Annotated in this window: 10 protein-coding genes; all 10 read right to left on the bottom strand. The window is 44.3% G+C overall.

Annotated features, from left to right (window positions below; genetic code table 11):
- Positions 1 to 14 precede the first annotated feature (14 nt).
- Positions 15 to 4016: a phosphoribosylformylglycinamidine synthase gene (purL, locus tag ACO0K1_RS06695; RefSeq protein ID WP_423024091.1), complete on the bottom strand. Its 4002-nt coding sequence runs from the start codon at positions 4014 to 4016 to the stop codon at positions 15 to 17.
- A gap of 135 nt (positions 4017 to 4151) precedes the next feature.
- Complete coding sequence (locus tag ACO0K1_RS06690; RefSeq protein ID WP_423023982.1) at positions 4152 to 5624, bottom strand: ArnT family glycosyltransferase; 1473 nt, start codon at positions 5622 to 5624, stop codon at positions 4152 to 4154.
- A gap of 341 nt (positions 5625 to 5965) precedes the next feature.
- Positions 5966 to 7180: an EAL and HDOD domain-containing protein gene (locus ACO0K1_RS06685; RefSeq protein ID WP_423023980.1), complete on the bottom strand. Its 1215-nt coding sequence runs from the start codon at positions 7178 to 7180 to the stop codon at positions 5966 to 5968.
- A 43-nt stretch (positions 7181 to 7223) separates the two neighbouring features.
- Complete coding sequence (gene cheZ / locus ACO0K1_RS06680; RefSeq protein ID WP_423023978.1) at positions 7224 to 7856, bottom strand: protein phosphatase CheZ; 633 nt, start codon at positions 7854 to 7856, stop codon at positions 7224 to 7226.
- Positions 7857 to 7883: 27 nt separating this feature from the next.
- Positions 7884 to 8279 carry a chemotaxis response regulator CheY gene (cheY, locus tag ACO0K1_RS06675; protein WP_423023976.1) on the bottom strand — a complete coding sequence of 132 codons (396 nt, stop codon included), beginning with the start codon at positions 8277 to 8279 and terminating at the stop codon, positions 7884 to 7886.
- A 99-nt stretch (positions 8280 to 8378) separates the two neighbouring features.
- A complete protein-coding gene (locus tag ACO0K1_RS06670; protein ID WP_423023974.1) occupies positions 8379 to 9458 on the bottom strand; it encodes a protein-glutamate methylesterase/protein-glutamine glutaminase in 1080 nt (359 codons plus the stop codon).
- A gap of 77 nt (positions 9459 to 9535) precedes the next feature.
- Entirely contained in the window at positions 9536 to 10144 is a 609-nt protein-coding gene (cheD, locus tag ACO0K1_RS06665; RefSeq protein ID WP_423023972.1) for a chemoreceptor glutamine deamidase CheD, read from the bottom strand.
- Positions 10141 to 11037 (bottom strand): CheR family methyltransferase, encoded by an 897-nt coding sequence (locus tag ACO0K1_RS06660; protein ID WP_423023970.1) that lies wholly within the window; start codon positions 11035 to 11037, stop codon positions 10141 to 10143. Before ACO0K1_RS06660 ends, cheD begins: the two co-directional genes overlap by 4 nt.
- A 76-nt stretch (positions 11038 to 11113) precedes the next feature.
- On the bottom strand, positions 11114 to 12823 hold the full coding sequence (locus ACO0K1_RS06655; RefSeq protein WP_423023968.1) for a methyl-accepting chemotaxis protein: 1710 nt from the start codon (positions 12821 to 12823) through the stop codon (positions 11114 to 11116).
- A gap of 63 nt (positions 12824 to 12886) precedes the next feature.
- Complete coding sequence (locus ACO0K1_RS06650) at positions 12887 to 13402, bottom strand: chemotaxis protein CheW (RefSeq protein WP_423023966.1); 516 nt, start codon at positions 13400 to 13402, stop codon at positions 12887 to 12889.
- Positions 13403 to 13419: the final 17 nt, after the last annotated feature.

The raw sequence follows: 13419 nt of genomic DNA, 5'->3' as shown, positions 1-13419 counted from the left end.
GAAAATCTAAAGCGTTAAGCCACCCACTTACGCGCATTGCGGAACACGCGCATCCAAGGTGAGTCTTCTGCCCAGTCATCTGGATGCCATGAATGGATAGCTGAGCGGAATACGCGTTCAGCGTGCGGCATCATGACTGTGAAGCGACCATCTGCGTTGGTGACCGACGTGATACCTTGCGGAGAACCGTTCGGGTTGTATGGATACGCCTCTGTTGCTTGTCCACGATGATCGACAAAACGCATTGCGGCTTGCACTTTAGTGATGTCACCAGTGGTTGAGAAATCAGCAAAGCCTTCACCGTGTGCCACGGCGATTGGTGTCTGCGTACCCACCATACCGTCGAACAAAATGGAATTTGATTCCAGCACTTCCACCATCGCAAAGCGGGCTTCAAATTGTTCCGATTTGTTGCGGGTAAATTTAGGCCATGCTTCTGCGCCAGGAATAATCGACTTTAAGTTACTCATCATCTGACATCCGTTACAGATGCCCAGACCAAAGGTATCGTTGCGATGGAAGAACGCTGAGAACTGTTCAGACATCATGCTGTTAAACAAAATGGTTTTAGCCCAGCCTTCACCTGCGCCCAATACGTCGCCGTAAGAGAAACCTCCAACGGCGATTAAGCCTTTAAAGTCCGCCAATTTAACACGTCCGGCAATCAAATCGCTCATGTGGACGTCAACGGATTCAAATCCTGACTTATGCATCACATAGGCAGTCTCAATGTGGGAATTGACGCCCTGCTCGCGCAGGATTGCCACTTTTGGACGCACGCCAGTTGCAATGTATGGTGCTGCTACGTCCGCTTGCATATCAAAGCTGATCTTTGGCTGCATACCTGGATCTTGCACGTCTAAAATGCGTGCATACTCTGCATCTGCACAAGCGGGGTTGTCACGCATACGTGCGATCTGCCAGCTGGTTTTACTCCAGATTTGATGCAATGAAGACCGTGCCTCAGTAAAGATTTCTTTGGCATCGCGCATGAAGCCTATATTGTCGCCCTGGTGTGCTTTGCCGATGATGTGGCTACATGCACCTAAATTATGTGCACGCAATACATCCATGACTTCAGAACGTTGTTCAGTACGAACCTGAATCACAGCACCGAGCTCCTCATTGAACAATGCGCGCAAGGTCAGATCATTGCGACGTTCAGCGACCTGCCCTGCCCAATTTTTAGCATCACCCTGATCTGCCGCGTGCTCTGCTTCCATTGTCAGGATATCGAGGTTAATCGACAGGCCTGCACGGCCAGCGAATGCCATTTCACACAGCGTCGCAAACAAGCCACCATCTGAACGATCGTGATACGCCAAGACTTTATTTTCACGATTTAATTGTTGAATCGCTGCGAAGAAGGCTTTCAAGTCTTCTGCGCCTTCCACATCAGGTGCTTGATCACCGATTGCTTGCATTACTTGCGTAAAGCAAGATGCACCGAGACGGTTTTTACCGCGGCCAAGATCAATCAGAATCAGGCTCGTATCGCCTTGATCGAGACGAATTTGTGGTGTCAGTGTTTTGCGAACATCGTACACAGGAGCAAAACCAGAAATGATCAACGATACCGGTGACATGACCGATTTATTCTGATCATCTTCTTTCCATGTAGTACGCATGGATAAAGAGTCTTTACCGACTGGAATACTAATACCCAGCGCCGGGCACAATTCCATACCGACTGCTTTCACTGTATCAAACAGCGCTGCATCTTGCCCTGGTTGGCCACACGCAGCCATCCAGTTGGCGGAGAGTTTGATATCTGAAATTTCATTGATCGGTGCTGCTGCGATGTTGGTAATTGCCTCACCCACAGCCATACGACCAGATGCCGGGGCATCAATGACTGCCAACGGAGTGCGCTCACCCATGGACATTGCTTCACCCAGATAGCCTTCAAAACTCATGGTAGTGACTGCGCAATCAGCAACAGGCACTTGCCATGGACCAACCATCTGATCACGCACGGTGGTTGCGCCAACACTACGATCACCAATCGTAATCAAGAAAGACTTATCGGCAACAGTTGGTAAGCTCAGAATGCGATGCGCAGCGTCACGCAAATCGATACCAGTCAAATCCAAAGGCGCAAATGTTTTTTCAACGCGCTCAACGATACGATGCATCTTAGGTGGTTTGCCCAACAATACATTCATTGGCATATCAACCGGAGAATTGTTATGCTCAGGATCAATAACCTTCAATTGGCGCTCTTCGGTAGCCGTACCAACCACTGCAAATGGACAACGCTCACGCTCGCAGAAACTACGGAATAATTCCAGACTTTCCGGCGCGATAGCCATGACGTAGCGTTCTTGAGATTCATTACTCCAAATCTCTTTTGGAGCCATACCGCTTTCTTCAAGATGAATTTTACGCAAGTCAAAAATCGCGCCACGTTTGGCATCATTTGTAATTTCTGGAAATGCATTCGACAAGCCACCAGCACCGACGTCATGAATCGACAAGATAGGATTGTCATCACCCATTTGCCAGCAGGAGTTAATCACCTCTTGTGCGCGACGTTCCATCTCAGGATTACCACGTTGTACCGAGTCAAAATCAAGATCTGCCGTGTTGGTGCCTGTTGCCATCGATGAGGCAGCGCTACCGCCCATACCTATGCGCATGCCTGGACCACCAAGTTGTATCAACAGACTGCCGACCGGTAAATCATTTTTGAGTGTGTGCTTGGCAGAGATATTACCGATACCACCAGCGATCATAATCGGTTTGTGATAGCCATAAACAGTACCGGCGACATTTTGCTCGTAGGTACGGAAATAACCGCCCAGGTTTGGACGACCAAATTCGTTATTAAATGCCGCGCCACCTAATGGGCCATCGACCATGATTTGCAAAGCAGATGCGATGCGATCTGGCTTGCCATATACCTCAGCAGATTTTTCGCCAGTATTACAATCGCTGGCATTTTCCCAAGCTTGTACATGACCAGGAATTTGCAAATTGGATACAGTAAAGCCGCACAAGCCTGCCTTTGGCTTTGCACCACGACCTGTTGCACCCTCATCACGTATTTCGCCACCGGCACCAGTTGACGCACCAGGGAAAGGGGAAATCGCAGTCGGGTGATTATGCGTCTCTACTTTCATCAGAATGTGAGTCAATTCTTCAGCTGCCTGATACACATTACCCTGCTCAACGTTCTTTGGATAAAAACGTTGAACCGTCGCACCTTCGATAATCGATGAGTTGTCGCTATATGCTACCACCGTCCCTTGCGGATGCAATTCGTGGGTATTTTTAATCATCTTGAACAAAGACTTGTCTTGAGTGACGCCGTCTATAGTCCAGTCTGCATTGAAAATTTTGTGACGGCAATGTTCGCTATTGGCCTGTGCGAACATCATCAACTCAACGTCGGTAGGATTTCGTTTGGCTGCATTGAATGCGTCAACCAGATAGTCGATTTCATCATCCGACAATGCAAGACCTAATGTCGTGTTCGCTTCGAGCAAGGCCTCTTTTCCGCCAGCCAGAATATCGACAAATGCCAATGGCTTAGCTTCCAACGTGCTGAACAATGCCTGTGCTTCATTGGTATGCGACAAGACCATTTCTGTCATTCGATCATGCAACAATGCAGTCACCGCATCACGGTTTGCTTGCTTGAGTTCCTTCGTACCACCCAAAAAGCCGGTTTTCATTTGCACAAAATAACTGACACCACGCTCAATCCTGCGAATCTGAGGCATACCGCAGTTGAGAGCAATTTCAGTCGCCTTACTCGCCCACGGAGAAATAGTACCGAGTCGCGGGATCACGACAAAAGTCGCGCCCTCCTCGGTTCCGCTGAATGATTCGCCATAGACCAGCAGCGCTTTCAAGCGATCAATTTCAGTTTCTTGGAGAGTAGAGCTAACATCAACAAAATGTTGATATCTTGCAGTGACGCCAACAATATTGGCATCAACTTCTTGCAAACGGTTAAGAAGATTGGAGGTACGAAAAGCAGACAGGGCGTTAGAGCCTGGCAATATCAACATGGCGTGAGAGGTATTGGGCAATAGCGAGACAGTTTCTCTCTAACTATCGCAGGTTGGACGAGAAAAACGTGATTATACCTTGATGACTTGCCTCACTCCAGAATAGAGCGAATTAAATTATCATAAATGCGAGACTTAATTTGAAAAAATGGAGGTATTCCCACGCTGGGCAACGAGTTTGAATTTGCCTGCGTAACTTTTTTGTTTAAATTCAGCTAAATTTTGCTTTATTACCAATAATGATATTTTTGACTTATCAGCTAAATTTGCAAATACGGCGTCATCAATCACAATATTATTCTTATGTAATTTATTTCCCCAAAACAAATCGCTACTATGGCTTTCGACAATTTTAACTGGCTGCTTTAAGTAAAATGGCAACGAAGATTGTTGCTCAAAAACTTGAAACAATACAACCTCATCACTAGGAAATTCACGTTGAACAAGTTCAACAGCAGCCTTAGTTGAATTAAAATCATTCATCTCGACCAGCGTTTGAAGCAAGATTGGTAAAATTACGACGGGCAGCAAAAGATAGGCAAAGATACCCACATTTTTCATTCGATAAGCCAAGAGCATACTTGCACAAGCAGAAATTAACAGCACTATCAGACTATACAAACAAAACTTGGCAGCAGGAATTCCTGCGATGACGAGTTCATTCATACCTTCATGCTGAGTTGATAAAACCCACCAAATGCCGGCAGCAAAAAAACTGCTTAACAATATTCCCGGAAATAAGATTCGGAATGATCCAGCATTAAGTTTATCCTCAACAATAAACGCGAGTTGCATAGCAGCCAAAGGCATCACAGCGACCAAATAATAATTTGCCTTAGCGCTTGAAATAGAGAAAAAAAGCACGGGCATCAACCACGCCATCAAAAAAAACAGATGCAGATTCTTATCACTTAGTTTTTTTGATTTGGCAAATAACAAACTTGGCAGGAGCAAAGACCATGGAAAAAGAAACAGAATTACCCGAGGAATGTAATACCACCAAGCACCAGCATAATAGTCATGCGGCTCACGTTTTCCCAAAAAGCGCAATAAGTGCTCATTGATAAAATAAAACCACGCAAAAATAGGCTCTGTAAGAATGGCGGCAATATGCCAAGGAGCAGAAATCAAGATAAAAACCAAGATTCCACGCCAATTAAACCATAAACCTAAGCGTGAAAAAAAGTCGGAGATTGACGTGGAACTGATTAAAATATAAGCACCGATAATGGCAACGAACAGGATAATCGAAACAAATCCCTTTGCCAACAATGCCAACGCCAGCATTGCCATAGAGCGATACAAGTAAGACTTTTGCTTCGTATTCAGGAATAAATAACCGAACATCACTGAACCAGTTAGAAATACTGTCAGCAACATGTCGAACATCAGCGTGCGAGCCATCGCGGTCACGCCTAAGCCAGAAACAAAAACAATCGCAGCAAAACGACCAGCTGCACCTCGGTTTATCTTTCTGGAAAACCACAAAATGAAACCAACACACCCTAAGCATGACAGTGCTGGAACGAGTCTGACTACCCATTCCCCCTCGCCAAATAAAGCAAACATTAAAGCAGTTAGCCAATAGAGCAAAGGAGGCTTTTCCATATACGAGAGGCCATTTAGCCGAGGAATAATCCAATGCGTCCAATCGCCGGAGCGGAGCATTTCTCTCGATATTTCTGCGTACAAACCTTCGTTATTATCAAGGACCGCATAACTACCCAGTCCAAATCCAACGAAATAAACGGCGACAACCCACACTAACCAGTTGGGTATTTCAGGAAATCGCACTGTTTTTACTGTTTGCATTCAAATAATAATTAAAAGTATCTACTCTTGACGTCTCAACTCGCGCTGAAAACAATCAAAAATATATTTTACATATGTAAATCGCAATAAAAAAATGGCAAGCGCCAAGGCTTGCCATCATAACGTATCCGAATTAATTACGCCGCCACGATATTTTTCGCCCAAACCAAGGCTGCCAAGTGCGCAGCATTTAAATCTTCAGAAGATATTTTAACGGATTCAGCAAGTGAGCCCACCAACGAACTATTCAATTCACACGCTTCAGCAAGCGCAAGATACGGTCCATACAAACCGCTTCTGGAAATCAATGCTTCCGTTACCACTTCCGGAAGTTGAATAGATGCCAACACATCTTGCATTGGCAAACCCAACAACCTATCAAGCAAAGAGAACATGCCTGCCACAAACAAATTTTCAGCCTCCACTTTGGACATTTTCATTTGCCCAAGAATTTCGGCAAAACGCCCACGGACAATTGCAGTTTCCAACAACACGGGAGAGTACCCACTTGTACTTGCGGTAGCAAGTAACACCGTGAGCCATCGATACAGAGGGCTATAACCCAACATCTGAACCGCATGCTTTAGAGACTGAACTTCAGTTCTCAATCCAAACCCAGCAGAATTAATATAACGCAGTAGTTTATACGCTAATGTAGGATCTCGCTTGACAACCAGCTCTAACTGTTGGATGTCAGCATTTTTCCGTACCATTTCCATTAATTGCAAAATAGTCGTTTGCGATGAATTCAACGTTTTAGGCGCTGAACTTGGTCTTGGCGTTAAGTGCAATTTACCAACAAAACTGTCTAAACCCAATGCAGAACACGCATCGTAATCCTGCCAAGTGGAAACATTTCTCGCCACCATCTTCACAGACGACTGCTTTAAACTTCCATACACCTTAGCCTGAGAGGCAAAATTGGATGCATTTAGCTTCACTTCAATATGCGTTACATACGCAAAAAAGGACCGTTCCAAGGTCGTGACTTCAGCACCTCGAAGGCATATTCCATAGCCTAATAGACGCAGCCTTTTGACAGCGTCCAAGGTTCCTTCGGTTGCAAAATACTTCTTGTGCAAAATAAGGACTGTATTTTTGGGAGGGAATAACTTTAATCCTTCAGCTGCAAGTAGCTCCGGTGCGGCCTCTAAAAACAGTAGGCTATCCCCAAGCAAAAAACCTTTTTCATCATTATTAAGGTGACCAGCAACAAATTCAAGCAAATGATCAAGATCGGGCAAACTTACATCGGCACTTGGATCTCGTTGTAACCAAGAAAACTGAAAACCAATGACCTTTTGTTTGGGATCAAGTAACGGTTCTCGTAAAATAAAATTATCTTCAATCATGTCGACTTTGCTAATTGTATATTAGGCGTCGCTTCTAAAATTCTTAGAAACCTAAGCTATCCAAAAGATCATCCACCTGACTTTGATTAGCAACAACGTCCGTTTTTCCGTCTGGATTGATTTGCGGACCGTTCAAAAGCCCATCGGCAACTTCCTTTTTTTTATCAGCAGGAGAGTAATCGATAAGTAATTGCACCAATTGCTGCTCAAGATTTTGCGCCAGAACTGTCACTTTCTTAATTACCTGACCAGTGAGGTCCTGAAAATCTTGCGCCATCATAATTTCCATGAGATGGGCTTTGGTCTCTGCACTATGGTTGCTGACCAAGGTCAGATATTCCAACACTTCTTTGGTTTGCTCTTGATATTTTTCTTGGGAAGCTGGCTGCAATAAAAGTACTTGCAAGGACGCGCTAATTTTCTTTGCTTCTAAATCCAACTTCTCTTGTAAGGGAATCGCAAGATCAGTTGCATTTAAAACACGCTGCGCTGCCTGCTCTGACATACGAGCAACATAATCCAAACGATCTCTGGCATCAGGAATATCTTCCGCAGCTCTTTCCAGTAATTTATCAAGCCCCAAACCGCGCAAACTATCATGCAACAACCTGGTCATGTGCCCAACTCTGGAGAGGAGATCTTCTTGTTGAGTAGTCTGATTATTATGTTGACTCATATTGTCCCCAGTACTTTGCCTATATTTTTATGTACTTTTACCCAGCTTTTCAAATATTTTAGAAAGCTTTTCATCGAGAGTTGCAGCCGTAAAAGGTTTTACGACATAACCATTAGCACCGGCCTGCGCCGCAGCAATAATGTTTTCTTTCTTTGCCTCAGCAGTCACCATTAGTACCGGCAATTTCGCCAAAGCTGGATCAGCTCGTATATGCTGGAGCATCGTCAATCCGTCCATATTGGGCATATTCCAGTCAGAAATGACGAAATCAAAGTCGCCATTTTTCAATTTAGCAAGGCCCATCGCGCCGTCCTCTGCTTCATCAACATTGGAATATCCCAATTCTTTGAGCAAATTTCTGACGATGCGGCGCATGGTAGAAAAGTCATCTACAACTAAAAATTTCAGATTTTGATCAGCCATGAATTACTCCACTATTTCTTTAATTACAGTTGTTAGTATTATCGGTCAAATTAAGTTTAAAAGGTGTTGAAATTGCAGCAAAGCATCATTTCTTCTATTTTAAACCCTTAAAGCACGGCTTCCTTGTGATGCAAGGTAATGTAACACCTTAGCAGGCAAGTCATTCAAAGAGGCAACTTCATGCGTAGCACCTGCAGCAATTGCCTCCCTAGGCATTCCAAATACGACACAACTTGCTTCATCTTGGGCAAAATTATAAGCGCCCGCATTTTTCATTTCCAACATACCTAAAGCGCCATCTTTACCCATTCCGGTCAAAATCACACCCACAGCATTTTTACCAGCACAATTTGCAGCAGATCTGAATAACACGTCAACAGATGGTCTATGACGATTGACAGGTTCACCAGCATCCAGCTGTGTTACATAGTTTGCACCACTACGACCTAACAAGAGGTGGGAATGTCCAGGCGCAATGTATGCATGACCAGGTAACACACGTTCACCGCCAGCCGCTTCTGACACAGCAATTTTGCAGAGCCCATCAAGACGCTTGGCAAAAGACCGGGTGAACCCTTCAGGCATATGCTGCGTGATTAAAATCCCCGGACAATCGGATGGCATCTGTACAAGAAAATTTTTAATTGCTTCAGTACCACCGGTCGACGCCCCAATAATGATGAGTTTCTCACTACTGGTCAAAGGATTTCGTACTAAAGGCAATGAATCTTGTGACGTTTTCGGCTGCCCAGCAACGCTCAGTATTCTCGGACGAATTTTTGCCTTTGAAGCAACTCTAATCTTATCGGTAATGAGCTCCGCATAATCAAGCATTCCGCTTTGTATTGATAATTTTGGCTTAGTTACAAAATCAACGGCACCTAACTCGAGTGCGCGCATTGTAATTTCGGAACCACGCTCAGTCAACGACGACACCATAATCACTGGCATTGGTCGCAGGCGCATTAATCGCTCTAAAAAATCCAGCCCGTCCATTTTTGGCATTTCAACATCCAAAGTCAGAACATCAGGATTCGTTTGCTTTATCAGTTCGCGCGCCACTAGTGGATCGGGTGCCACACCGACAACTTCCATATCTGCTTGACTACCAATAATTTCGTTCATCACACTTCGTATGAGTGCTGAATCATCGACAATTAATACTTTTATCTTCTTCATCAAAACCTCGTAGTCTCAAGCATGCTAGCTGAATTATCCGCTACGGCAATTACAACTATTTCTACTTTATATGCAACTTAAAACAAGTCCACATCACCGCCTACTGATGTAGATTTGAGTCGGCTCGCATAATCCTGCTCACGTCGTTTGAGAGTATCGTTATGTTCAACTTTAAGTTTTTTTACCAATACTTTCCCTGTTTTCGGGAAAAAATATACTTTTCGTGGATATATATCATTAAGATCTTCCGCAATTACCCGCATGCGTTCAGCTTTTAGGTAATCAAGTACAAATCTTGCGTTGCGCTCTCCAACGTTGATTGCAGTAAAACCACGCAACACATTCCCCCCTCCGAAAACCTTAGCCTCCATATTTTCGCGTTTAGCACCAGCTTTCAGAAGCTCATTGATTAATACTTCCATCGCATAAGTTCCATAACGCATTGACGCGGAGACAGGATTATCTGCATCACCGCCAGTATCGGGAAGCATGAAATGATTCATTCCTCCGACACCAGAAACACGATCTCGAATACATGCTGACACACACGAGCCCAAGACCGTGACAATCAACATGTCTTTATTCGTGAAGTAAAATTCACCAGGCAAAATTTTGGCAGCATCGCAATCAAATGTCCTGTCGTAATAGACATTCGTTGCAAAGTGCTCCTCACTTAATTGGCTCATAGGCTACCTTTGTGCGATTGGCTTCCGGCAATCTTTCCGCTCGCAGAGCGCAAAGTAGAAAGTTCATAGACGGTTTTTCCGCGCAACTTAAAATCATCTGACACGTACAGAAAGTTTTCTGAATGCCCTGCAAATAAAAGACCGTCAGGCTTCATCAATGGAACAAATTTCTTCAATATTGCTCCTTGCGTTGGCTTATCAAAATAAATCATTACATTACGACAAAATATCGCATCGAAAGCCCCTTTTAGAGCCCAACTATCGTCGAGTAAATTGAGTTGCTTAAAGGTGATCATGTCTCTTAATTCCTGTCTGACACGAACTAAACCGTCTTGCGCCCCTGTACCTTTAAGAAAAAACTTTTTCACACGCTCAGAAGATAATTTTTCAATTCTATCGATATTGTAAACACCCCGGGAAGCGGTATTTAAAACATTCGTATCGATATCTGTTGCAATGATCTGCGCAGGTGGGCGCAAGCTTCCAAACGCCTCACAAAGTGTCATCGCAATTGAATATGGCTCCTCACCTGTGGAACTCGCGGAACACCAAATCTGAATCTGCTCTTTTTTCTTTTGAACGTGCTCCGCCAAAATAGGAAAATGATGCTCTTCACGAAAAAAAGAAGTTAAATTGGTCGTTAATGCATTAGTAAATGCTTCCCACTCCTGGCTATCATGATCGCGCTCTAATGTATTCAGATAATCTGAAAACGAGTTCATCCCTGTAGCGCGCAAGCGCCTGGCTAATCGGCTATACACCATTTCCTGCTTGCTATCCGCAAGTGAAATTCCAGCTCGCTTATAGATGAGGTCTCGAACACGATCAAAATCTCGCGCATGAAAATCAAACTCTTTCGATCCCTCAAGCCTTTCTTTCGCTGCCATTTTCATCCTTAAGCAAAACCAAAAAACACATTAACTTCGATTCAAACACATGAACACCACGAACCCAACGTTCCATCACCGATTAAAACTCTTCCCAAGCGTCCGCATCATCGCTGCTTGAGTTTGGCTTAATTTGAGTTGGATTTGACTTTGCAGAAGTAGAACTCAGCGCTTTTGGCTGCATTTTTACAGTACTTTTCAAATTATGGCATCTCGTTGGTGCATTTGAAGCTTTGAATTGAGTGCTTCCCGCTAATTTAAATACACTAACTGCTTGCCCTAAAGCAATCGCCTGCTCTTCCATACTTTCTGCTGCTGCGGCTGCTTGCTCAACCAGCGCCGCGTTTTGTTGCGTCATTTCATCCATCTGTGTAATGGCGAGATTAACCTGCTCGATACCAGCACTTTGTTCCTGACTTGCGGCGGTAATTTCACTCATAATATCGGCGACGTGTTGAACGCTGGTCACAATTTCGTCCATTGTTTTGCCCGCTTCGTCAACCAATCTACTTCCCTGATCGACTTTATCGACTGAATCACCAATCAGTGATTTAATTTCTTTTGCGGCGCTGGCGCTGCGCTGGGCTAAATTCCGTACTTCGGCGGCAACAACAGCAAACCCCCTGCCTTGCTCACCAGCTCTCGCCGCTTCGACAGCAGCATTTAAGGCCAAAATATTGGTCTGAAACGCAATGCCATCAATGACGCCAATAATATCCACTATTTTTCGAGAACTTTCTTTGATCGATCCCATAGTACTAACAACTTGCCCCACAACCGCCCCCCCCTTAACGGCAACACTCGAAGCAGATACAACAAGTTGGTTTGCCTGGCGTGCATTGTCCGCATTTTGACGAACAGTACTGGTCAGTTCTTCCATTGAACTGGCGGTTTCTTCCAAAGAACTTGCCTGCGATTCAGTCCGGCTCGACAAATCCGCATTCCCATAGGCAATTTCCTGCGACGCAACCGTAATTGTCTCGGTACCCGTACGCACCTGGCCAACTGTTGAGGCCAGACTATCATTCATATTTTTCAGCGCCGCGAGCAACGAAGAAACTTCATCGCTTCCCTCGACGATGACTTGACTTCGCAAATCACCGCTTGCAACGGTTTCCGCTAATTCCAACGCCTCCGAAAGTGGCTTGGTAATACTATTCGTCAATATCCACGCGAAAAAAGCACCGACACCAAGCGCGCAGAGCAAAATAAAATACAAGCTATAAGTAAGCTTTGCACTGGTTTGGGCGGATGATTCAAATACGCTTTTTGATTTCGCATCCTGCAATTCAACGAGTTTATTAATCGCAGCAATGGATTTCGTACTCAAAGGTTCCAAAACCGAGGTAATAATTTTTACCGCCCCTTCGCCATTAAACGCTAACGCCTGACCGACCGCATTTTTGAATGGCTGCTCGCTCTCTTTATCTAACTTTGCGACGTCGTTCAAAATCGATTTTTCTTCGTCCGTCAGTCCGAGCAAAGATATCTTATCCTTCGCATCGTCATAGGCTTTCCGCTGCGCTCTGACTTTGGCTTCTTCTTTCTGCATTTCGCCAACATCGGATTGAATACCAATATTACGCATTGCAATACCAGCTTCATATAACGAGCTTTTCATTGAATTAGCTAACGCTTGTTTTCGACTTGCCAAACTCAGATTTTCTTCGACGTCTTTCCGATTCGAGGAGTTCATTGCATTCACAAAAAGCATGACAACAACAATACCTAAAAGGATCAGTGCGAAGCCAACTCCTAATCGGGTACCAATTTTAAGTTTGCGTAGGTTCATACACTTTTCTCCATGAATGGAACTTATTTCAGCAAAAACAAATAAAACGCTGGAAATGATCAGCTATGAAGCGTGATCAACCAATCCCATCTCTGGACTTGACATGAGCTTGTCAATATCCACCAGGATCAGCATCCTATCTTCTAAGGTTCCCAATCCAATCAAAAACTCAGTATTAAAAGTTGTCCCCATTTCCGGAGATGGGCGAACTTGCTCAGGAAGCAGAGTTGTAACATCAGAGACACTATCAACAACCATGCCCACGATACGCCCTTCAATATTTAGAATGATCACTACGGTAAATTGATCATAGGTAGGACTACCTAAGTTGAATTTAATACGCATATCAACCACAGGAACAATAATCCCACGCAGGTTAATTACACCTTTTAAGAATTCAGGTGCATTGGCAATTCGTGTTACAGCTTCATAACCACGAATTTCCTGAACCTTCAAAATATCAATGCCATACTCTTCATTCCCCAAAGTAAATGCGAGAAATTCATGACCTGAAATATCCGTTTCCAAGCGGCCATTTTGCGGATTTTGATCATTTAAAGATTGTGGAGCTTGCGCCATTTCTTGTCCTTCGTATA

Origin of the sequence: Undibacterium sp. SXout20W (assembly GCF_049340285.1) — a bacterium.
Lineage (GTDB): Bacteria > Pseudomonadota > Gammaproteobacteria > Burkholderiales > Burkholderiaceae_D > Undibacterium.
The sequence above is the reverse complement of the archived record's forward strand: the minus strand, read 5'-3'. Positions and strand labels throughout refer to the sequence as shown.